This window comes from Liquorilactobacillus cacaonum DSM 21116 (assembly GCF_001436735.1).
GTDB classification, from domain to species: domain Bacteria; phylum Bacillota; class Bacilli; order Lactobacillales; family Lactobacillaceae; genus Liquorilactobacillus; species Liquorilactobacillus cacaonum.
Window position 1 is genome coordinate 506,302 of sequence record NZ_AYZE01000014.1, and the last position, 21,737, is coordinate 528,038.

A 21,737-nucleotide genomic window follows, 5' to 3' on the forward strand; every position below is an offset into this window, starting at 1 on the left:
TTTCCAACTAACATTAGCCTAGATTATCCAATCTGTAAAAAATAAATTTCTAAGCATAGTCAATTGTACCTAAAATTCTCAAAAATAACACTCTTGAAAAATCGAACGTATGTTTGTATAATTAAAAATAGGAGGTATTCATATGAACTATCAAGACGAACCTCATGGTGTTTTTTTCATGATTGATAATAAATCCTTTTATGCAAGCGTTGAGAGTGTCCAACGTGGGTTAAACCCCTTAAAATCAATTTTAGTGGTTATGTCTGAACAAGAAAATACAAATGGCGGTTTAATTTTGGCTACATCGCCAAATGCTAAAAAAATATTCCATATTAGCAATGTTGATCGCCGTTATGATTTGCCCGATGATCCAAGATTAATAGTAGTTCCACCACGAATGAATCTTTATATTTCTAAAAGTTTATTGATTAATCATATCTTTACTCATTTCGTTGCTGAAGAAGATCTCTATCCTTATTCAATTGACGAATCAATTCTGGATGTAACCCATTCTTGGAAATTATTTGGCTCATCTCCACTTGAGGTTGCAAAACTAATCCAAAGAACTGTTCGCAAAAAAACTGGATTGTATACTTCAATTGGAATTGGTGAAAATCCTCTCCAGGCTAAATTAGCACTTGATATTTATGCAAAAAAAGCACACAACCTAATTTTTCAAGTTACTTATGAAACATTCACTAAAAAATTCTGGAGTATTTCGCAGCTAACTTCATTTTGGAGCATTGGAAAAAAAACAGAAACAAGGTTGAATCACCTAGGCATTTATACATTAGCCGATTTGGCTCATACTAATCCATTCAAGCTAAAAAAAGAAATGGGTATTATTGGAACTCAGTTATTTGCATTATCATGGGGCATTGATCGGAGTCAGTTGAACGAACAAACACCAACTAAAAACTCTAGTATTGGTAACTCTCAAATATTACCACGAGATTATCTTAAACAATCCGAAATCGAAGTTGTTATCAAAGAAATTGGACAACAAGTTGCATCGCGAATTAGACATATTCATAAAACAACGGCTTGTGTCCATTTGGGTATTGGGTTTTCTTTGAGTAGCATTGAAAATAATTACAGTGGCTTTTCACATGAATTAAAAATTTTACCAACAGATAATAGCCAACTTTTGATTACACAACTTTTATTTATTTTTCGAAATTTTTGGCAAGGTGAACCCATTCGCCGTATAAGTGTTTCTTATAGTCGCTTAAGTCCAAAAAGAGGTGATCAATTGACCTTTTTTGAAGATACCAATATACAATTAAAAAAAATTGAATTTGATAGTCTAATTGATCAAATTCGTGACAAATTCGGTACAAAAACTATTATGTACGCTAATAGTTTACAAAAAGGCGGTACCTTTATTCAACGTCAAAATCTAGTAGGAGGACACAATGGTGGAAATTCATTCGAATAATGCAAAAAAAGAAGCTGATTATATTTTTGAACAAACAAAAAAACATTTCAAGCCCCATGTTCGTGCTCGTTATTACATATTAGTAGTTAATGATCGCTTTGATTCTTCTTACAATTTCTTCTTCAACATTTTCAAGCCACGACAACTAAGCCGATCAATTCCAATGCGTCGGCTTATGAATCAAACTCTTGAATATCTCGAAGAAGTGATAGGTTTTCTTCGTCAAAAAACAACATTAACATTCATTTTTATTTTATTTGAAGATCAACGCTGGCCCAGTAACAATAAATTAATTTCAAACAAAAAGAGGTATCAAAAATGAAAAATGATAAAATCTACAATGATAATTTTGCTGAAAATTTTTTCAAAAATTATTATAAAGATCGTGGTATGCTAAAATGGCAAGGATTTTTCTTAAGTGATCACAAAAAAGCATTAAATCATGATTTTGATTCTAAAAAAAACTAATTTATTATTTTAAAAAAAGCACCCTTTTTTTGACACTCTACTTTAATATCCAAGTCTCGTATCTAAAAGGATCCTTTTTATTAATAATACTGACACTGTTTATTAAACATCATTATCTAATTTTTGCTGTGTTTTCTTACCCATTTCAAGTAATTCTTTAGCATGCTCCAATGATAATTTTGTAATCTCAGTACCAGCTAGCATTCGTGCAATTTCGCTAATTCTACTTTGTGCATCTAGCTTTTCTACAGTGGCTTCTGTTCGCCCCTTAATGGTTCTCTTTGTAACAAGAAAATGGTGATTACTAATCGCAGCTACTTGTGGCAGATGTGTAATACAGAGGACTTGCGATGTTTCAGCAATTTGTCCTATCTTTTCAGCCATTGATTGTGCAACACGACCACTAACACCAGTATCAACCTCATCAAAAATAATACTTGTCTTGTTACGTTCTTGTGAGAAAATCGTTTTGAGTGCCAACATTATACGTGATAATTCGCCACCCGACACAATTTTTGCCAAAGGGCCACTACTTTCACCTTGATTTGTTTGAATATAAAATTCAACTCTATCAATACCATCAATTGTTAGTTGATCTTCATTGGTAATAAAACGAACATCAAATCGTGCCTTACTCATGTACAAGGAGTTTAACTGTAATTCAACTTCTTTTGCCAAATTTTTAGCAACTTGTATTCTCTCTTGACTTAATTGCTTGGCAACTTCAAGTGCTTTATTATAAGACTTTTGTACAGTTTTCTGTAGGATTTCACTATCTTCGCCAGCATTTTGCATCTGTGTCAATTCATTTTCAATTTGAGTATAATAATCCAGCACTTTTTTTATAGAATTCCCATACTTATGCTCAAGTTGTTTTATTAAGTCAAGCCGTTGATTGACTTGATTAAGTTCATCTTCATTCCATTCCATAATATCCAATTCATTTGAGATGTCACGCGCAGCATCCTGAAGCATATAAAAAGAACTCGACAAGTTTTCTGAAATATTATGCAAATCTTCCGATAAATTCTCGATGCGTTGCATTCCTTCTACTGTATCACCCAAATGTCCCAAAAAATCAATCGCTTCTCCTGAAAGCAATTCATAACTTTGTGATAAAGTGTCTCTAATTGTTTGAAAATTTTCTAGTTTTTGCTTTTTATTTTCAAGTTCGACATCTTCTCCTAAAATAAGACTGGCTTCATTAATTTCCTGAACTTGAAATTGTAACATATCTAATCTTTGTGCCCATTGTTGTTCATTGCTTTGTTGTTTCTTGAGAATCTTTACCTTTTCTAAATAGCCATTATACAAATTACGATATTCTTTCTTTAATTCTTGCGTTTTAGAACTGAATTTGTCTAAAAGTGAAATATGATTATCTGGATTCATTAACATTTGATGCTCATTTTGCCCATGAATATCAATCAGTTGATTTCCAATTTTTTTCAATGCACCCAAGGTTACTAAAATATTATTTATACGACAAACACTCCTGCCACTACGATAAAGTTCACGTTGAATGATTAAAGATTCATCCTCAACGATTATACCCATCTCGTCCAAATCATGATATAATTGCGCACTCTTTGGTAAAATAAATAAACCCTGCAATAGAGCTTTTTCTGCACCTTTTCGAATATACTCTTGAGAGCTCCTTCCACCTGCAAGAAGACCCAATGCATCAATTACTATTGATTTACCTGCACCGGTCTCACCAGTTAAGACAGTCATTTTGTCCTCAAAGTTTATATCAAGTCTCTCAATGATTGCAAAATCTCTAATCATCAACTCGCGTAACATCTTATCATTCCTTTATTAGTTCGTCATTTCAAGGATTAATTCTTGAGCAATAATTGCAGCTTCACTTGATTTTGCAATTATTAAAACGGTATCATCATCACCCAACGTCCCGAAAATTTCTTCATAACGCATTTGATCTATCAAACTTGCAATTACTGGTCCATTTCCAGGAGAAACCTTAATGAGTAATAATTCTCTTTGAATACGTGAGGATAAATATGCATCCTTCAATGTATTCCGCAATTTCTTTTCCGCATTTAATTTTTTTTCTGTGGGAAGGCTGTATTGATAATCACCAGAAGCAGACGGTAATTTTATTAACTGCATCTCCTTGACATCGCGTGAAATTGTTGCCTGTGTCACACCAATTCCTTGTTCACCCAAAAGCTTTACGATGTCTTCTTGTCTATCAATACTATACTGTGTTAATAACTCTTTTATCGCCTTTTGTCGCTCTTGTTTACGCATACCAATCACCAATCCCCCACATTTATTCATAATTCACTAATTATAATAGCCCAACTTGAATAAATATTAAAGAAAAAGTTCATAAAAATTAATAATTATTTGCCAAAAGTTGTATATGCTTTCTCAATTATGGCTTTATTATCAATTCCAGACTTGTTAGAACCCTCATTATCTACTTTTTTCAAATGACAAATAAATTCAATATTACCTTCTCCACCAGTTATCGGTGAAAAATCAATTCCACAAACATCAAATCCTGTTGATAATGCAAATGTAGTAATTTTTTCTAGAACAGCCAAATGTACTTTTTTATCTCTCACAATCCCATTTTTACCTACGTTCTCACGTCCAGCTTCAAATTGTGGTTTTATTAATGCAATCACATCTCCCGCATCTTGCAAAATTGCATGTAAAGGTGGCAAAATCAGTTCTAATGAAATAAATGAAACATCAATTGTAGAAAATTCTGGTACTCCATTCGTGAAATCTTCAGGTTTACTATAACGGAAATTTGTATTCTCCATTACGATAACACGAGAATCTTGCCTGATTTTCCAAGCCAATTGATTTGTCCCCACATCTAATGCATAGCTTAATTTTGCACCATTTTGCAAAGCAACATCAGTAAACCCGCCTGTTGAAGAACCGATATCTAACACAGTTTTACCTTTAATATCTACATCAAATACCTTAAGTGCTTTTTCTAATTTATATCCCCCACGGCTAACATAAGGCATCTTTTTGCCTTTAAAGTGTAACTGAGTAGACGTATCAATTTTCATACCGGGTTTGTCTAATCGTTCCTCATTCTCACCTAAAATTTCACCTGCCATTACTGCTCTTTTAGCCTGTTCACGCGTTTCAAACAATCCTTGCTGTACAAGTAAGACATCAATACGTTCTTTTTTCATCAATTACCCTTTCTCTCAAAATATCCTAAAAAATCCCCTAGAATACTGTCCACTGCATCTAATCGAATAAGTTCATTTCTTGCTTTTCCTATTACTTCATCTAGCATTTTATATGCCCCTTCTAATCCTAAAATCCCAGGGTATGTATTTTTATTTTCACTTTGATCTTTATGGACCTTTTTCCCCATCTTCTCTGTTGTTGAAACTACATCTAAAATATCATCGTAAATCTGAAATGCTAGTCCAAAAAGACTTCCAAAACTAACTAACAAGTTAAATTCACGTTCGTTTACATTACTTAATATACTGCCAGCCTGACAAGCATACTTTAACAAAGCCCCTGTTTTTCGGGCATGAACTCGCTGCAATTGTTCCAAGGTTAATATTTTTTGTTCCCCTTCAATATCTGCAACTTGCCCACTTACCATTCCTTCAGGGCCCGCAGCTTTCCCTAGGAAAGAAATTAAATCTAGCTTAGCCTTATCACCTAAATTAGTTCGCGTTATCCAATCAAAAGAAAGTGTTAATAAACCATCTCCCGCTAATACGGCATGAGCTTGCCCATAGACTTTATGGTTAGTCGGCTTACCTCTTCTTAGATTATCATTATCCATTTCTGGTAAATCATCATGTATTAAAGAATATGTGTGTAGTAACTCGAGACTGCCCGCAATAACTAAAACATCATCATCGACTGGCCTTTCGAAAAAATTACAAATTGCCATTATCATTAAGGGACGTATTCTTTTTCCACCAATTTCAACTGAATAGCTCATTGCATCTTTCAAAGTTTTTTCAGCTTCTAAACTACCTAAAAAACTAGCAATCTTTTTTTCAAATTTGGGAAGATTTTGTTCTTGAAAATCCTTCATTCTATTGTTCATTAGCAGAATCTCTTTCAAAAACAGTTTCATTACCATCTTTATCCATTACTTTTGCAAGTGTTTTTTCAGCCTCTTCAAGTGTTTTTTGTAAATCATTACTTAATGAGACTCCCTTTTGAAACTGATTTAAAGCTTGTTCTAACGGAACATCACCTTGTTCTAATTTTTGTACAATTTCTTCCAATTCTTTTAAATTATCTTCAAAACTCTTTTTTTCAGTCATTGTTTTTTTCCTTCCCTAATTCCATTACTTTTGCTTTCACATTTCCATCTTGTAAATGAAGTTCAAGTTCCTCATTCAATGAAAGCTGCACAACAGACTTAATAATTTCTCCTTTTTCACCAGAAATATAACTATATCCACGTCCCATAATTTTCAATGGGCTAAGTTTATCTAAATCCGAAGTTGCTTTACTTAAACCTTGTTGCTTATCTTGAAACACTTCCTTAATAGCGTGTTCAAGTTGCTTTGTTAGATACTCCAGTTGTGAACCATACAAATGTACTCTTTCGTTTGGGGCTTTTTCTTGTAACCTTTGTATCAGGGAATGAACAACACGTTCTCTTTCAGTCAATTTTTTTTGAAGTGCTTGTTGTGCACTCTTTTTTAAAATATCAATCTTTTGTAAAAAACCTTCATATAGTCTACCAGGCTGCTTAAATACGTAAGAATTACTCAATTTATTAACTAATTGCTGTTTTAATTTTATTTTTGCTTGCAAATTTTGGAATAGCCTGATTCGTAATTGCTCAATTTTCAAAATCTCGTCGTTTAATACAGGCACAGCTAGCTCTGCTGCCGCTGTCGGAGTTGCAGCACGTACATCAGCCACCAAATCAGCAATCGTTGTATCAGTTTCATGACCTACAGAAGAAATTACTGGAATTTGACAATCAAAAATCGCACGGGCAACAATTTCCTCGTTAAATGGCCATAAATCTTCAATCGATCCACCACCACGCCCTATTATCAAAGTATCAAAGTTGCCAATTTCTTGAACTTGCTGAATTCGGTCAACAATATCACGTGCAGCATTTTCTCCCTGTACTAATGCCGGAAACAAAACAATCTGTGCAATTGGAAAGCGTCGTCTTACGGTTGTCATAATATCCTTAATAACTGCTCCTGATGGACTTGTAATTACAGCTATTTTCTTTGGAAACTTTGGTAGAAACTTTTTTTCAACGCTAAATAATCCCTCTTGTGCTAATTTTTTCTTTAGTTGCTCATAGGCTTGATATAAAGCCCCCACACCGTCAGGTTCCATTTTTTCAATGTATATTTGATAGCCACCGCTTGCCTCATAAAGTGATATTCTCCCGACTACAAGGACTTTCATACCTTCTTCTGGTTTAAACTTAACTTTTTCAAAAGCTGATTTAAACATAATCGCATTTATTTTAGCGTGTTCATCTTTAAGGCTAAAATATTGATGTGCATTAGGGCGCAACCGAAAGTTTGAAATTTCGCCAGTTAAATAAACTCGGCCTAAATAGGGATCTACATCAAATTTCCGCTTTAAATATTTTGTTAATACACTTATGGATAAATATTCATGTTCTGGCAAAAAGTCATCCCTCCAATTCAGCAAATCTCACAGTCTGTTCAAGTAACATTGCAATGGTCATAGGACCTACACCACCAGGAACAGGTGTTATATACGAAGCAACAGATTCAACTTCTGAAAAAGCAACATCTCCAACTAACTTTCCAGCATGATTGCGATTCATCCCGACATCAATCACAACAGCACCAGGTTTTATATATTCTTTTGTGATAAACTCGGCTTTGCCAATCGCCACAACCACAATATCTGCAGTTTTAATAATTTCTTTCATATTTTTTGTTTTACTATGCACAACTGTAACTGTTGCACTTTCATTCAGTAGCATTGCGGCCATTGGTTTACCTACAATATTACTTCTACCAATAACCACCGCTTTTTTACCGACAACTGGTACATGATACTCATGCAAGAGTTGTATAATACCATTCGGTGTACATGGTAAAGCTCGCGGTTCACCCATGAACAAATGGCCGACATTATTTGGATGAAATCCATCAACATCTTTTTGAGGATTAATTGCCTCTGTTACTTTTCTTGAATTAATTTGCTGCGGTAATGGAAGTTGTACCAATATCCCATGAACTAAATCATCTTCATTAAATTTTTCGATTAATTGGAGAACTGCTTTTTCAGAAGTATCCACTGGTAACTTAATATCTTCTGTTTGAATCCCAATCATCTCAGCAGCTTTATGCTTATTGCGAACATAGATCTTACTTGCTTCATCATCTCCAACTAAAATCACCACTAACTTAGGTACAGTCCCTCCTTGTTTAAGTTGGTCAACTCTATCATGTAATTCTAGCTTGATTTTTTTTGAAAGTGCACGTCCATCTAATAGCTTTGCCATAAACATTCATCCTAACATATTTCTGATTTGTACATGATTATATTTTAGCATATTCCCTACTTCTAAGTACGCTTAGTTTCTTCAGGATGTAAAAAAATAGGCCTTGCAAACTATTAATTTGCAATCGACCTAATCTCATTAATTATTTAACCAAGTTAGAAAGAACCCCATTCACAAAACGACGCGATTTTTCATCACTAAATTCCTTAGTTAATTCCAAAGCCTCATCAAGTGCAACTCTGCCAGGAACATCATCAATATTTTGAATTTCAAAAATTGCCAAACGCAAAATAATCACATCTGTTTTATTTAACCTTGAAAGAGTCCAACTCTTACCAAGGTACTTTTGAATAATCGTATCTAACTCTGCTTTTTTCTCATTAGTTCCTACAACTAAAGTGCGAACATAACTTGGAATTTGCTCAAGTTCATCTTCGTTATCTCTAACTTGATAATAAACCTCATTAATTTCCACATCATTGTTACTCTCCATTGCAAACAACATTTGAAATGCAGTCTTTCGCATATCATGTCTACTCATAGTCACTTTGCGTCACCATTTTCCTCATCAAATAAATTAGCCGGATTGATAGCTGAAACCTGTTTCTCAGGAACAACTCCCTGAACATAAACATCAATCGTCGCTAATTCTAACCCTGTCATGAATAATAATTGTTGTTTCACCTTTTCTTGAATTTCGGCTGCAACTTTTGGTACTGAAACACCATAGTTCAAAAAAGCATAGACTTCAACGTTCAGAGTACCTGAATTTTGGCTAAGTTTAACACCTTTACCTCGACTCTTGCGTCCAAAAAGTTCATTTACACTGTTGGCAAGTGAACCGCGCATTGAATAAACTCCTTCAACTTGACTTGCAGCAATTCCAACAATCACTTCAATCACTTCAGGTGCAATTTCAATCTGCCCTAATGTTGATTCATTACTTTCTATCACAATGTTATTGCTTTCTGCCATCATCGAAACCTCCTTTGAATTAGGCACGAGAAATATAGCTACCATCTTGGGTATTAATCGTTAACACATCACCTTCATTAATAAAGAATGGGACCTGAACAACTAACCCAGTTTCAAGCGTAGCTGGCTTTGAACCACCTGAAGCTGTATCACCCTTGATTCCAGGCTCTGTAGCTGCGACCGCAAGATCAACTGTATTTGGCAAATCAACTCCAAGAGTCTCAGAGCCAAACATAATAATGCTCACAACCATATTTTCTTTAAGATAGTTCAATTCGTTTTTAACACGTTCTTCTGGTAATTCAAGTTGTTCGTATGTTTCCATATCCATGAATACATGGTTTGTTCCATCCGCATACAAATATTGCATTTTTTTATTATCAATCTGTGCTCTTTCAACTTTTTCACCAGCACGGAACGTCTTTTCTTGAACTGCACCGCTACGTAAGTTCTTTAATTTTGAACGTACAAAAGCTGAACCTTTACCTGGTTTAACATGCTGAAATTCAACAACACGCCAAATTTCACCATCTACCAAAATCGTTAACCCATTTTTAAATTCATTAACTGAAATCATTGTAATCCTCCTAAAAATTATAGTCTAGGTAATCATCATTAATTGTGCTTCACCATAACGAACACATAAAAACACCTAGAATAAATTGAATACATTTTATAATAGCAACACTTAATATAAAAAAGCAAGTTTATCCTATATCTCTTGATATTCTTTTGAAAAGTTAGTTAACACTTCAAATCCATTCTTTGTCACAAGTACATCATCTTCGATTCTTATCCCAGCTGTGCCTGGAATATAAATCCCAGGTTCAATAGTAACAATATGCCCTGGTTCCATTATATCAAGATAGCGTGAGCCAACATTCGGTAATTCATGGATATCTAAACCGATTCCATGTCCCATCCCATGATTAAAATACTCACCGTATCCTTTTTTCTCGATGAAGCTGCGTCCAATTTCATCCAATTCTTTCCCACTTATTCCCGGTTTAATTGCTTCAATTGTACGTAATTGAGCTTCAAGGACAACTTGATACAAATCTTTAACAACTTGAGACTGTTGTCCTAATGAAAAGGTCCTTGTCACGTCTGAAGTATAATGATTATAGTAATAGCCAAAATCAACAGTTATCAAATCACCATCAGCTAACAACTTATGCGTTGCCGTTCCATGTGGCCAAGTTGTACGATCTCCACTTGCAACAATCGTTTCAAAAGATTTCTCTTCTGTGCCGTTTTTCTTCATAAAATAATCAAGTTCATTTGATAATTCTAATTCGCTTTGACCAGCATGAGCGGTTTCTAGCATGAACTCATAGCCCTTACCAGCAATTTGACATGACTTGCGAATCTCTTTAATCTCATCGTAATCTTTTAAAGCGCGTAACTTTTCAATAATCGCAGATACAGGAACAATGTCAGAACTAGCATTTTCATCTATGTAGTCGTAATTTTGATATGAGATAGTATCTTCAAAGGCCATAGCTGACAAATGTTCTTTGGTAACAATATCACAGGCTGTTTTTAAATAGTTACGTGTATTACAAAAATTCCAATCGGGATGATTAGCTTTAACTTGTTGTTCAAAACGGCTATCTGTTATCAAATACTGATTGTTTTCAGTTACTAATAAAAGACCATCATCACCTGTAAATCCACTTAAATAATAAATGTTGAGTGGATCTGTAATCAAAAAACTGTCAATGCTCATTTTAACCATTTCAGCACGTAAATTCTCAACTCTGCTAGAGTTCATCAAAATTCCTCCTACCATTGAAAAAGAATAAAAAAAGACCAACACAAAACTTAACGTTCCGTATTGATCTTATATCAAAAGCTTAAATTAATCTATTCAGCCACTGGGTAAACAGATACTTGCTTCTTGTCGCGACCTTTACGCTCGAAACGAACAACACCTTCAACCTTAGCAAACAAAGTGTTATCGCCACCCATACCAACGTTAACACCTGGATAAATACGTGTACCACGTTGACGGTAAAGGATTGAACCACCAGAAACATACTGACCATCAGCACGTTTAGCGCCTAAACGTTTTGATTCAGAGTCACGTCCGTTAGAAGTCGAACCACCACCCTTTTTATGAGCGAAGAATTGTAAATTCATTAACATAATTAGTGCACCTCCCTAGCTTTTATCTTTCATAATTTTAATATAATCAGAATAACTTATCGCTACATCACTAATTCCTAGTTTGAAATTAGCTAATAACAACTGTGCAGCTGCATTACCAATTGCAGATTCAGCAAGTTCCACCTGCATAAAGCCACCCTCTTGTTCATTAGAATCAACACGGATGTCCGCTTTAGCAAGTTGTTCAAGACCGTTAACTGTGCTAATCGATAAAACTGAGACAGCTGCACACACAATATCTTGGCCATATTCTCCTGATTCAGCGTGTCCTTTAAGTTCAAAACCAGTCAACTGATTTTCTTTATAGATAAAAGAAACCTTTATCATTTGAATCACCTCAATAATTATGCATTGATTGCGTCAATAACAACCTTTGTATATGGTTGACGATGACCTTGTTTTGTATGTGAATGTTTCTTTGGCTTGTACTTGAAAGTAACAACTTTCTTAGCACGACCTTGTTTTTCAACAGTACCTGTAACAGTTGCGCCATCAACAAATGGTTTACCAACTACAGTATTTTCTCCACCTACTAAAACAACTTGATCAAACGTTACCTTTTCGCCTGCTTCTGCAGTCAATTTTTCAACGTAGATTGCTTGGCCAGCTTCAACTTTAAGTTGCTTGCCGCCAGTTTTAATAATTGCGTACATATGTGCACCTCCTTAATTTTTACTTAGACTCGCCACGACTTAGTGGTCATAAGACTCTTAGGAACTGGTCATGTGCGGTTGCAGTTGTGGCATGCACAAATACAACATTAGAATCATAGCAGATTTTTCTACTTGCGTCAATAACTTTACCCAATAAAAAAGACCATGACTATGAATTGTGAATTAATTCATCAAAGCCTTAGTCTCAGCTATTAGCTAAATGAAACAAGAATGGCGCGGGAGAGATTCGAACTCTCGACCGTCCGCTTAGAAGGCGGATGCTCTATCCAGCTGAGCTACCGAGCCATAAACAACACAAATAATTATATGATACGATAAATAAACTGTCAATTACTTTTTGTACAGAATGCCATAATTATCCTCTTTTTATTAATAAGACTTATTTATTGAAATATTTTTGTAACAATGTAATAATAATGACACTTATGAAAAAGGACGTGAGCCAGATGATTACATTCTTAGCTATTATTGGTATCCTCATTTTTGGAGTATTGATACAGGTAGTCGGAAGTATGCAAAATAAAAATGGTAAGTATAAACACTTTAAAAAAACAGAAGTGCATCAAACATTGGGAGACTTTGAGCACTAATGTTTAAATTACGAGATAGCTTGTGCTTTAAGCTATGAGAAATTTATAATTAGGCGTAAAAGGCTATGTTTGTAAACACATTAAAAACAGAAGTGCGTCAAACATTGGGAGACTTTGAGCACTAATGTTTAAATTACGAGATAGCTTGGGCTTTAAGCTATAAGAAATTTATAATTAGGCGTAAAAGGCTATGTTTGTAAACACATTAAAAACAGAAGTGCGTCAAACATTGGGAGACTTTGAGCACTAATGTTGATACCAAATATATAAAAAAACAGGTAATTATTACCTGTTTTTTTATTGCTTTCTTTTCTTAAACTATAATGCATCTTCACCATAACGCGCAAAAAAATGTGATTCGATTTGCGTAATAGTAAACTTTAGTTCGACAATTCCAAATTTTAAGAAAATATGCCAAGCATGTTGAAAAGATTTATCTTGGTGTTCAAAATAGCTCTGATTTAACAGTTTTTGAAGAATAAGATAAATTTTTGCAAAAGAAGCTGTCTGCCATTTTTCCTTAAGACTACCTAACTCTTCATCTGAGACTAATAATAAATATGTCCATTTTTTATTATTTGCAATCTGCAAAAAAGAGACTAGTGCATCACAATATAAATCTAGCAGCTCATCCGAATTTCCAGTTATCTTTTCAACGGTTAATGCTTTTTCAAACAACAAACCTAAATTAAGATTCAAGTCAAAGTATGTATTCATCAACTTGTTAGCTGGAACCTTTTGCTCTACTCGATAAGCTCGGCCAACTTCTAGGTGACGTATTGTATCCGTCAAATTCTTAATATCCATCACTAACACCTTTTTTAATTAAAGTAAAGAACATCAGATTGAACTTCCAAAGCACTTAAATTCTTAAGGTACCATGACCTCAAAAATTCGTATCTTAACAACACATCAAACCAAGCCACCTCATGTTGTTGATCATAAACCTTGAGCGTCCATCCAAGTGATTCATCCCCATTATCTTGTAGCAACTGCACGACAATATCGTTGTCTAGTTTTAGAATTGGTGCGCCACTTTCTGAGAGTTCAAGCATTCGACCACCATTTGCAGCCTCAACAAATAGTTGATCAATAACTGAACTAGAAAAATTAGCATCTGCCAGTTGATATACAGCATTATTTGAAGGATCCAACAGGGTAAAGTCAATGTCAAAGCCATAATCCTCTTTTAAATAATTACCAATGTCAAGTAGATATGTTTCAAAGCCCTTGAGTGCATTTTTTTCAATTTTGTCATGATAATCAACTAATAATAATTGAGTCAAGGCCCGACTATTAAAGCGCAAAGTATGCTTTTCAAAGCTCAAATAAAATAAAGCTTCGCCTGTTGTCTTTTCAGTATAATAAGCTCCGCCTTGGACAGAGTTTTCTAAATTAAAAATGAAATACCCAGCAGAATTTATTCCAGGAAATTCATGATAAAGTTCACCGTAGCGGTCAGAGGACTGCAAAATCACACGCTCTCTATCATGCAACGCTAGCAGTCGATTGATAAAAATCAAATAAAAATCAGATTGACTATATTGTTGTGGGAATGTTAAGTAAGCTGTGTCTAATTGGTAGGTACTCAACATTTTTGCAGCATTAAACAAAGTCGCTGCATCATCAGTCGTAATCAATTGATCTAATAGTTCAGTAAAATGGTAACCATTATCAAGGCTATCTTTTAATTGATCATTATAAGTGATTAATCTCCCTGATGTACTGAGTGTTGGTGCACTAGATGTTGGTTCAACATTCAAAGTATTGGGCTTGAATACCTCGGTTGGTCGTTCATACTCTTTATTCATTCGTATTCACCCTCCCACTTGTCGCTATCAAATCAGCCATATAATCGCGATATAAAGACTCACAACGTGCCTCAAAAGCATCAAAAGTTCCAAATTTAGCGATTACACTTTGCTTCTCATAGCCCACCAATGTATCTTCTTTAGACAATTCAAGTACTTTATTTTCATTATCTTTGATTAGTCGATATGCTTCTTGGGATTTTTCATCTTGCTCACTCAAATCTGAAAGTTGATTTACCAACTGCTGCTTAGCTTCTTTTAACTTAGAAGTTTCCCATGGCATTACCTTTTCTTGTGCAACTTTCTTTAACTGTAGTCTAATTTTTTCTTTTTCTTCGTCTCTTTGTCCTTGTGAATCAATCAATGCCTGAAGTTGATCCGCTTGGTTTGAAAGCATTGCAATTTTATCACTGTTCAACCTTTTGTTTTGTCCTTCTAATTCAAAAGCACGACGTAGTTTTTCATATTCTGTACTATTAAAATCAAAGTGGACCTTAATAACATCCAATTCTCCAAAAAGGCGACGATCCCACCAATTACCAAAATAAAATTGGAATCTTCCTAAATCAACTTGTTCAAAATAAAAGAACGGATAAGTTTCAGCTAAGTATGCCAAAAGATTGGCACTCAAATATTGACTTAATTTAGCTGTTGTATCGTTTACAAGATTTTCATTTTCTGTATCTGCACTTCCGTGTTTAGCCTGTATTATTTGTTCCGAATAGTGATCACTATCAATTAATTGGTATATTAAGCGATCATCTTTGTTATCAATTGCAGTTGCCAAGGTTTGTAAATAGCGAATCTTGTTAGCTACTGCCTTGGAGAGTTCTTGCGTCGCTTCAAGACGCTCTTCGTCACTTAATGTATTAACATTTACCAAAATAATCTCCCCTTAAAACTTAATTTTCATTTAAATTTTCAAATAATAAATCACGTCTCATTATACCATCTTAGAGACATCCCTCCCAATTATTTGGGCGTTATCGACTTAAATATTTTCTTTTATACTCTGTAACACCTGTAAAAATAAAATCTGCAGGATCATTTTGATATTCAAGCTCGCGCTTTTCCACATCAAAAATATGACTTTCAAAAAATTGCTCATATTCAGCTACAGATACTGATTGACGTCTAGCTAATAAATCATTGTAATCAATTCCTACTAACCCATCCTTATAATTGGTTTGTAAAATTCCGCTAAAGAATTCAGCTTGTGCACCAGATCCATAACTAAATAAACCCAAACGATCACCACTTTTTATAGTAGGGCTATTCGCTAATAAGGACAAAAGACTAAGATACAAGGAGCCTGTATATAAATTACCAACTTCTTTATTAAAATACCTTGCATACTCAAATTCTCTAGTTAGCCTAGTTCCATCAGCGATTGAGCCTTGCTCTATCACCTGTCTTAATCCCTTCAGACCCATTTTTGTATAAGGTAAATGAAATAATAGTGCTCCATAATCTTGAAGTTGTAACCCTGCTTTTTCTATGTGCTCTCCCCATACTTTTTTTAAAAAATCAAGATATACACCAGATGAATATTTTCCATCAACTAATGCTTCAGAATGGCCTAATGGTCGCCAAAAATCCATAATTTCTTCTGAATAAGCAGAAGTTTGTTCTTCTAACTCAAGAATCGTGGGCGATGCACTAACTATCATTGCAACTGCTCCACCGCCTTGTGTTGGTTCACCTGGAGTCTTGATTCCATAGCGTGCATTGTCAGCACCTAGCACCAAAACCTTATTTGTACTATTTAAGGACACATAACCCTTAGCGAGTTGCAATGCCGCCGTTGCACCATAACAAGCTTGCTTTATTTCAATTGTTCGAATATTTTTGGATAATCCAAGTAACTTTGCCAAGTAAATTGCTGCTGCCTTTGAATTATCTATTCCCGACTCAGTAGCAAAAATTACATAACTAATTTTTGCCTTATCATCTTCAGTAAGTATTCTGTTAGCTGCACTCGCTGCCATTGTAACTATGTCTTGGGTAGGACGAATTACCGCCATTTTATTTTGCCCAATTCCTATTAAATACTTATTTGGATCAACTTGTCGTGCCTTTGCCAAATCAACCATATCTAGATACAAATCTGACGTTGCAAACCCAATTTTATCGATTCCAATTTTCATAATATTACACTCCTATTTTAGAGATATTAAATTTAGAGATATTAAAGAACTAGATTAACTGACCGGTCAAAATTCCAACTAAAGCTAACAAAATTCCGATAAAATAACTAATCATTGCATAAAGCCATGCATATTTAATTTTGCCACTCTCACTTAGCCCGATTATCTCAGTATTCATTGTTGAAAAAGTCGTAAATCCACCTATTAGCCCTACACCAATAATAACATATTGTGCCTTGGCAATATTCAAACCATAAAGAACACCTAAAAGAAATGCCCCTAACAAATTTATGAATAATGTTGCAGTAGGCCATGCTGTTTTTGAATATTTCTTAATATCAACGGTAATCAAATAACGTAATATTGACCCTATTGCCGCTCCAATTCCAACAAAGTAAATCAAATATCTTTCCTCCGTTTCATTTTTTTGCCACTGAATTTACCCAGTTTCATTCCATAAAAAGCACTAAAATATCCACCAACAACGCTTATTATTAAGTAAATCAAGACATATCCATAATTATGTATTCCAATAATTTTTAATGTATCCAAACAAAAACTAGAAAAGGTTGTAAAAGATCCAACAAAGCCAGTTCCTAAGCCAAGTGTAAGCCACGTTGCAGGTGTTTCGGATTCAAGCATGAAATATGTTAAAAAGGCTAACAAGAAACACCCGACAACATTGACAAGAATAGTTCCATTAAAATCAAAAAAAAAGCCTAATAGATATCGACAAATCCCTCCGATAAATCCAAAAATAGCAATACTTAATATATTTTTAAAATTTTGCACATTAGTCCCTCCAAATAATCAATTAAGGCTAATTTATTATACTTTTTAGACACTTTCACAACAATATTTGTATGATACAATTAAATAAAAATTAGTAACGCGGAATTGATTTTATTGAAAAAAATTGCTGTTTACTGTGGTGCCTCAACGGGTAATGATCCATCTTTTGACTTAGCGACCATTAAGCTTGCTAAGTGGTTGGTTTCAAATAAATATGAACTAGTGTATGGCGGCGGTAAATATGGCCTAATGGGAACACTTGCACACACAGTCTTAGAAAATGGTGGAAAAGTCACTGGAATAATACCCCAAAATTTGTTTGACCGCGGCGTAGCGATGCCTAATCTAACACATTTAGAAGTAGTTAAAGATATGTCCTATCGAAAAAAGAGAATGATTGAACTATCAGATGTTTGTATTGCACTTCCTGGCGGTGCTGGAACGCTTGAAGAAATTGTTGAAGCATATTCATGGGCAAGAATTGGAGACAACTCTAATCCCTGTATCCTACTGAATGTTGAGCATTACTATGACCTACTGGAAAAATTCTTCAAGAATATGGTAGATAAGGAGTTCCTTAGTGTTGAACATCTGAGTAAGTTATGTTTTGCAAAGTCGTTAATTGAGGCTCAAGAATTTATTGATAATTATACTACACCTCAGTTACGAACGTATTAGAGAGTGTGACACAAACCGGGAAAAGCCGAGTATAACGATAAATGACCTGTAGCAGGAACTTGGCTATGGGTTATTTGAGTTAGACGGAAGCTTTTGGTTGGTGGAACACATTTAGACAGAGTGTGACACAAACCGGGAAAAGCCGAGTACTAACCTAAAATAACGCATCCTTATATTATTTAAGAATATACAAATAATTAGAGGCTAGGTCATTATAGTTCTTTTGACCTAGCCCCTAATTTTTTTACAAATTGCAAATTATTCTTAAGTTCTTATTTAAATGGATTCCAAAAACGTCCATTATTGACTTTAAATAGTCCAATCCCTACGACTACAATTATCAAAATCATTAAAAGTGCAATGTAATCTGCGCTCTTAAAGCGACGCGCCATATACCAAGTCCGCTTATTGTGTCTTCCAAAGCGTCTCAAAGACATTGCTTGACTGACAACTTCAATACGGTCTAGGCTTGTAAAAATAAGTGGCAGAATAATTTGAATGGCACCTTTTGCTCTTGTTATCAGATTTGCTTTCTTGGAGATTTCATACCCCCGAGCTTGCTGAGCTAAGCTAATAGTTCGATAATCACGCTGAACATTTGGAATATATCTCAAAGCAATCTCCACTGAATAACTTATTTTGTATGAAATTCCAACTTTGTTTAAACTAGCTGCGAATTCACTTGGTTCCGTTGTTAAAAGAAATATCAATGCCAAAGGAACTGCAAAAGTATATTTTAAAAGTACATTAAAAAGATACAATAATTCTTCGGTGGACAAATTGAAATAATGCTTTGGATTTCCAAATATCATGTGGTGAGTTCCGTATATAGAAATTCCATATCCTGGGGCAAAAAGATATACCAATAATAGATTAAAAGCCGCGAAACCAATAATCACCTTAATGATAAACGAAATTTCACTGAATTTAATCTGTGATTTCCAAAATAATATTATCGAAAATATTAAAACACCAAGCAAAAAACGTGTATCAAATGTTACCATTCCAATAATTGACAAGCTAACAAAACCAATTAGCTTAGTACTCCCACTCAAACGATGTAAAAAAGTATTGCGCTCATTGTAACCCACAAAAAGCTGCTTTGCCATTACCTAGACCGCCTTTCTGATTCAATGAACTTTGCAACAAAATCATCTGCCGAGGGTAAACCAAACCGATCAGCTAGTGTATACAGGCTTGTTTTTGCTAGCGAAGCACGCTTTAAAATATCATCATTTGTCAAAACTGCTGCAGGTTCGTCGTCCATAATTATATGTCCTTCACCTAAAACAATTGTCCTTGTTGTATATTCAAGCATCAAGTGCATATCATGAGTAATCAAAACAATCGTCAATTCACGTTGCTTAAGTAACCCTTCAAGAAAACTCATTATTTCTGTATAGTGTTCGTAATCTTGTCCTGCAGTTGGTTCATCAAGAATTAACATTTCAGGATTTAGCACCAAAATAGCTGCAATTGTAACACGTTTTTTCTGTCCAAAACTTAATGCCGATATTGGCCAATTGCGCATCTCATATAACCCACAAACCTTCAAAATATCATAAACACTTTCTTGAATAGTGTCATTTTTTACTGCACGTAACACTAGCCCAGAAGAAACTTCCTCAAAAACAGTTGTCTTTGAAATCATCTGATTAGGATCTTGCAAAATATAACCAATCTTACTGGCGCGCTCTTTAACAGATAGTCTACTCATATCTTCATTTTCAAACAACATTTCACCAGTTGTCGGAGTCAAAAAACCTGTAATTAAGTTACTCAACGTTGACTTTCCCGTACCATTTCTGCCAACAAGGCTAACCATCTCACCACGGTGTATTGTTAGATTAAGATTGTTAATCACTTGCTTACCATTGTCATAAGAAAAACCAATATTTTTTAAAATTAATAAATCAGTGCTTTCCTTGACGCTATTACTTAACTCAACGTTTTTTGTCCATTGCTTCAACTTTTCGTCGATTACAGGGCTCTTAATTGTTTCAACATGCTGAATATCTTGGCAATCAGTGATCGAAACTCCTACATGTCTTAAAGCGCCTAAATACAAGGGTTCCCTTAACCCAAGTTGGCTAATTTTTTCAGTAACCAAAATAGCCGTTGGCGTGTCATCTGCAACAATTTTACCATCACGTAACACAATCAAGCGATCAATATCAGCATGTAATACTTCTTCAATCCGATGTTCAATGATTATCACAGTCAAGTTTTGTTTTGATGCTAAATCATCAATTAGTTCCATTGACTTTAGCCCAGCAGCAGGATCAAGACTTGCCAAAGGTTCATCAAATAACAAAATTTTACTGTCATCAATCAATACTCCAGCCATCGCAACTCGTTGCTTTTGTCCCCCAGAGATTTCTTGAGGAGAACTCTTCAACAAATCATTAAGGCTAAGTGTATTCGCCCACTTAGCCACGGCTTCTTTCATTTGACTTTGGGGAATCTTGTCATTTTCAAGTGAAAAAGCCATATCTTCCGCAACTGTTAACCCCACGAATTGACTATCAGGATCTTGTAAAACAGTTCCTACATCAAACGATAAATCAAAAAGCGAACTTGTTGCTACATCTTTACCGTTAACGATACAAGAACCTTTAATTACTCCTGGAAAAGCGTGCGGAATTAAGCCGTTAATTACTCTGCCTAACGTTGATTTACCAGAACCAGAAGCTCCAGCAATTAAAACTTTTTCGCCTGGATAGATATCTAAATTAATGTCTTTTAAGGTGTCCTCGGCTTGTGAATCGTATTTAAATGAAAAATCTCTAAAACTGATTAGTGGTTCTACCATTTTATTTTTCCTTCTTCAAACTACCACGTTTGGTTCTTGTCTTTGCATACAGCACCAATAAAATTGTCCCAATAATAGCAACAGATGCACTATTCAATATCCAAGTTGTTATACCTTGAAGATATACTTTGCTAGCTGGTTCATGATAAATCAAAACATCTCCAGTTGGTGCAAGTAACACCCATCCAATAAAGTTGACTACAACTTGATAGACGTTAAAAAGAACTAGCTTTGCTACTGAAAGTGAACCGCTTTGAATATCTAATTGACGTTTGAACAACCCAAAAGCTACACCCACTAAGCCATCAACAATAACCCAAGTCCACCAAGGTGAGCCATAAGTTACAAAATCATTTAAGGCGTGTCCAATAAACATTGCTAAGCCTGCTGCAACAGGACCATAAATTGCAGCTAATAATGGTAAAAAGCCTTCAGCTACATTCACTTGCGTATCTGAAATACCAGTTGGAATAGCGATAAACTTCATTAATACAAAAATAATTGCGGCACCAATCCCTGTAGCTACAACTACTTGAACAGAATTATTATCTTTTTTCTTCATTACTAACAACTTCCTTTATCTAATTTATTTATTATTGCTCCTAATATAACTACAATCAAAATCCTTAAAAATCCAGATCAATGTCTACTAAAATAAAAAAGCGTCCCCCCTAGAAAGGACGCAAAAGCGTGGTACCA

28 protein-coding genes, 1 tRNA gene and 1 other annotated feature are annotated in these 21,737 nt (G+C 34.7%); of the genes, 5 read left to right on the forward strand and 24 right to left on the reverse strand.

What is annotated here, in order from left to right; translation table 11 throughout:
* Positions 1-142: 142 nt before the first annotated feature.
* The 3 genes from FC80_RS06345 to FC80_RS09600 are packed head-to-tail and all read left to right on the forward strand — an operon-like array spanning position 143 to position 1,906.
* Positions 143-1,438 carry a Y-family DNA polymerase gene (locus FC80_RS06345; RefSeq protein ID WP_057829286.1) on the forward strand — a complete coding sequence of 432 codons (1,296 nt, stop codon included), beginning with the start codon at positions 143-145 and terminating at the stop codon, positions 1,436-1,438.
* The gene (locus FC80_RS06350; protein WP_083486932.1) at positions 1,416-1,760 is read left to right on the forward strand and encodes a hypothetical protein; all 345 of its coding nucleotides are present in this window, start codon (positions 1,416-1,418) and stop codon (positions 1,758-1,760) included. The genes FC80_RS06345 and FC80_RS06350 overlap by 23 nt, the downstream gene beginning before the upstream one ends.
* Complete coding sequence (locus FC80_RS09600; protein WP_169790545.1) at positions 1,757-1,906, forward strand: hypothetical protein; 150 nt, start codon at positions 1,757-1,759, stop codon at positions 1,904-1,906. The genes FC80_RS06350 and FC80_RS09600 overlap by 4 nt, the downstream gene beginning before the upstream one ends.
* A 102-nt stretch (positions 1,907-2,008) precedes the next feature.
* Here FC80_RS09600 and recN read toward each other — a convergent pair whose 3' ends face one another.
* The 15 genes from recN to FC80_RS06425 all read right to left on the reverse strand — a co-directional run bounded on the left by recN (position 2,009) and on the right by FC80_RS06425 (position 12,493).
* Entirely contained in the window at positions 2,009-3,709 is a 1,701-nt protein-coding gene (recN, locus tag FC80_RS06355; protein WP_057829288.1) for a DNA repair protein RecN, read from the reverse strand.
* Between the two features lie 15 nt (positions 3,710-3,724).
* Entirely contained in the window at positions 3,725-4,177 is a 453-nt protein-coding gene (locus FC80_RS06360; protein WP_057829360.1) for an arginine repressor, read from the reverse strand.
* Positions 4,178-4,272: 95 nt separating this feature from the next.
* Positions 4,273-5,088 (reverse strand): TlyA family RNA methyltransferase, encoded by an 816-nt coding sequence (locus FC80_RS06365; protein WP_057829289.1) that lies wholly within the window; start codon positions 5,086-5,088, stop codon positions 4,273-4,275.
* On the reverse strand, positions 5,088-5,972 hold the full coding sequence (locus tag FC80_RS06370; RefSeq protein ID WP_057829290.1) for a polyprenyl synthetase family protein: 885 nt from the start codon (positions 5,970-5,972) through the stop codon (positions 5,088-5,090). Before FC80_RS06370 ends, FC80_RS06365 begins: the two co-directional genes overlap by 1 nt.
* Positions 5,962-6,195: an exodeoxyribonuclease VII small subunit gene (locus tag FC80_RS06375; protein ID WP_057829291.1), complete on the reverse strand. Its 234-nt coding sequence runs from the start codon at positions 6,193-6,195 to the stop codon at positions 5,962-5,964. Before FC80_RS06375 ends, FC80_RS06370 begins: the two co-directional genes overlap by 11 nt.
* On the reverse strand, positions 6,188-7,540 hold the full coding sequence (gene xseA, locus FC80_RS06380; RefSeq protein WP_057829292.1) for an exodeoxyribonuclease VII large subunit: 1,353 nt from the start codon (positions 7,538-7,540) through the stop codon (positions 6,188-6,190). The genes FC80_RS06375 and xseA overlap by 8 nt, the downstream gene beginning before the upstream one ends.
* A gap of 4 nt (positions 7,541-7,544) precedes the next feature.
* The gene (gene folD / locus FC80_RS06385; RefSeq protein WP_057829293.1) at positions 7,545-8,390 is read right to left on the reverse strand and encodes a bifunctional methylenetetrahydrofolate dehydrogenase/methenyltetrahydrofolate cyclohydrolase FolD; all 846 of its coding nucleotides are present in this window, start codon (positions 8,388-8,390) and stop codon (positions 7,545-7,547) included.
* A gap of 142 nt (positions 8,391-8,532) precedes the next feature.
* The gene (nusB, locus tag FC80_RS06390; protein WP_057829294.1) at positions 8,533-8,931 is read right to left on the reverse strand and encodes a transcription antitermination factor NusB; all 399 of its coding nucleotides are present in this window, start codon (positions 8,929-8,931) and stop codon (positions 8,533-8,535) included.
* Between the two features lie 2 nt (positions 8,932-8,933).
* Positions 8,934-9,365, reverse strand: coding sequence for an Asp23/Gls24 family envelope stress response protein (locus tag FC80_RS06395; RefSeq protein WP_057829295.1), 432 nt, complete (start codon positions 9,363-9,365; stop codon positions 8,934-8,936).
* Between the two features lie 19 nt (positions 9,366-9,384).
* A complete protein-coding gene (gene efp, locus FC80_RS06400) occupies positions 9,385-9,942 on the reverse strand; it encodes an elongation factor P (RefSeq protein WP_057829296.1) in 558 nt (185 codons plus the stop codon).
* Positions 9,943-10,077: 135 nt separating this feature from the next.
* On the reverse strand, positions 10,078-11,139 hold the full coding sequence (locus FC80_RS06405; RefSeq protein WP_057829297.1) for a M24 family metallopeptidase: 1,062 nt from the start codon (positions 11,137-11,139) through the stop codon (positions 10,078-10,080).
* 92 nt (positions 11,140-11,231) lie between these two features.
* Positions 11,232-11,513 (reverse strand): 50S ribosomal protein L27, encoded by a 282-nt coding sequence (gene rpmA / locus FC80_RS06410; RefSeq protein ID WP_057829298.1) that lies wholly within the window; start codon positions 11,511-11,513, stop codon positions 11,232-11,234.
* A gap of 15 nt (positions 11,514-11,528) precedes the next feature.
* On the reverse strand, positions 11,529-11,861 hold the full coding sequence (locus FC80_RS06415; protein WP_057829299.1) for a ribosomal-processing cysteine protease Prp: 333 nt from the start codon (positions 11,859-11,861) through the stop codon (positions 11,529-11,531).
* A 17-nt stretch (positions 11,862-11,878) separates the two neighbouring features.
* A complete protein-coding gene (rplU, locus tag FC80_RS06420; protein ID WP_057829300.1) occupies positions 11,879-12,187 on the reverse strand; it encodes a 50S ribosomal protein L21 in 309 nt (102 codons plus the stop codon).
* A 15-nt stretch (positions 12,188-12,202) separates the two neighbouring features.
* Positions 12,203-12,277: a sequence feature (ribosomal protein L21 leader region), on the reverse strand.
* Between the two features lie 142 nt (positions 12,278-12,419).
* Positions 12,420-12,493, reverse strand: a tRNA-Arg gene (locus tag FC80_RS06425).
* Between the two features lie 161 nt (positions 12,494-12,654).
* Between FC80_RS06425 and FC80_RS09495 the strand changes: the two genes are divergently transcribed.
* A complete protein-coding gene (locus FC80_RS09495; RefSeq protein ID WP_157055593.1) occupies positions 12,655-12,798 on the forward strand; it encodes a hypothetical protein in 144 nt (47 codons plus the stop codon).
* 318 nt (positions 12,799-13,116) lie between these two features.
* On the opposite strand, the gene FC80_RS06430 is transcribed toward FC80_RS09495, so the two are convergent.
* The 6 genes from FC80_RS06430 to FC80_RS06455 all read right to left on the reverse strand — a co-directional run bounded on the left by FC80_RS06430 (position 13,117) and on the right by FC80_RS06455 (position 17,548).
* Positions 13,117-13,605, reverse strand: coding sequence for a hypothetical protein (locus FC80_RS06430; protein ID WP_057829301.1), 489 nt, complete (start codon positions 13,603-13,605; stop codon positions 13,117-13,119).
* A gap of 14 nt (positions 13,606-13,619) precedes the next feature.
* Entirely contained in the window at positions 13,620-14,609 is a 990-nt protein-coding gene (locus FC80_RS06435; protein ID WP_057829302.1) for a hypothetical protein, read from the reverse strand.
* Positions 14,602-15,492 carry a hypothetical protein gene (locus FC80_RS06440; protein WP_057829303.1) on the reverse strand — a complete coding sequence of 297 codons (891 nt, stop codon included), beginning with the start codon at positions 15,490-15,492 and terminating at the stop codon, positions 14,602-14,604. The genes FC80_RS06435 and FC80_RS06440 overlap by 8 nt, the downstream gene beginning before the upstream one ends.
* A 100-nt stretch (positions 15,493-15,592) precedes the next feature.
* Positions 15,593-16,756: a hydroxymethylglutaryl-CoA synthase gene (locus tag FC80_RS06445; protein WP_057829304.1), complete on the reverse strand. Its 1,164-nt coding sequence runs from the start codon at positions 16,754-16,756 to the stop codon at positions 15,593-15,595.
* Between the two features lie 49 nt (positions 16,757-16,805).
* Complete coding sequence (locus FC80_RS06450) at positions 16,806-17,159, reverse strand: fluoride efflux transporter FluC (RefSeq protein WP_057829305.1); 354 nt, start codon at positions 17,157-17,159, stop codon at positions 16,806-16,808.
* The gene (locus tag FC80_RS06455; protein ID WP_057829306.1) at positions 17,156-17,548 is read right to left on the reverse strand and encodes a fluoride efflux transporter FluC; all 393 of its coding nucleotides are present in this window, start codon (positions 17,546-17,548) and stop codon (positions 17,156-17,158) included. Before FC80_RS06455 ends, FC80_RS06450 begins: the two co-directional genes overlap by 4 nt.
* A 114-nt stretch (positions 17,549-17,662) precedes the next feature.
* Between FC80_RS06455 and FC80_RS06460 the strand changes: the two genes are divergently transcribed.
* A complete protein-coding gene (locus FC80_RS06460; RefSeq protein WP_057829307.1) occupies positions 17,663-18,226 on the forward strand; it encodes an LOG family protein in 564 nt (187 codons plus the stop codon).
* A 272-nt stretch (positions 18,227-18,498) separates the two neighbouring features.
* Here the strand turns inward: FC80_RS06460 and FC80_RS06465 are convergent, their stop codons facing one another.
* From FC80_RS06465 to FC80_RS06475, 3 genes are read right to left on the reverse strand one after another with little or no spacing between them, the layout of a single operon-like run.
* Complete coding sequence (locus FC80_RS06465) at positions 18,499-19,335, reverse strand: energy-coupling factor transporter transmembrane component T family protein (RefSeq protein ID WP_057829308.1); 837 nt, start codon at positions 19,333-19,335, stop codon at positions 18,499-18,501.
* Positions 19,335-21,038: an ABC transporter ATP-binding protein gene (locus tag FC80_RS06470; RefSeq protein WP_057829309.1), complete on the reverse strand. Its 1,704-nt coding sequence runs from the start codon at positions 21,036-21,038 to the stop codon at positions 19,335-19,337. Before FC80_RS06470 ends, FC80_RS06465 begins: the two co-directional genes overlap by 1 nt.
* Position 21,039: 1 nt before the next feature.
* Positions 21,040-21,600 carry an ECF-type riboflavin transporter substrate-binding protein gene (locus tag FC80_RS06475; RefSeq protein WP_057829310.1) on the reverse strand — a complete coding sequence of 187 codons (561 nt, stop codon included), beginning with the start codon at positions 21,598-21,600 and terminating at the stop codon, positions 21,040-21,042.
* Positions 21,601-21,737 lie beyond the last annotated feature (137 nt).